This window comes from Caballeronia sp. LZ029 (assembly GCF_031451275.1).
Classification (GTDB): domain Bacteria; phylum Pseudomonadota; class Gammaproteobacteria; order Burkholderiales; family Burkholderiaceae; genus Caballeronia; species Caballeronia jiangsuensis.
In genome coordinates, this window is sequence record NZ_JARUXO010000070.1 from 1 (window position 1) to 326 (window position 326).

Sequence of the window (326 nt, forward strand, 5' to 3'; positions counted from 1 at the left end):
TCGCCGAAGCGTCCGGCGTCGTGGACGCCCTTCGGCGCGACGTGCGGGAAGATCACCGGGAAGCGGTTGCGGCGGAACGCGGCCAGCAGACGCACCATGTGCGGCACGCACGACCAGGCGTATTCGCCGCAGCTCGTCGGATATTCGGCGATGGTGTCGAGCAGCGGGCGCGGCGTCTCGCCGAAGGAGCGGTATTGCATGTCGATGACAAGCAGCGCCGGACGCTGGCCGGTGCCGCTGCGGCCGTCGAAGCCGGCGGCGTCGAACGCAGCGAGATCCGCGTCGGGAATCACACCGTCCCAAGGATGCAGCGTACGGTGCGCCGG

1 pseudogene is annotated in these 326 nt (G+C 69.9%); it reads right to left on the reverse strand.

Annotated elements, in window-relative coordinates:
• Window positions 1-326, reverse strand: a pseudogene (locus QCE73_RS34090) (hydrolase); the annotation flags it as partial.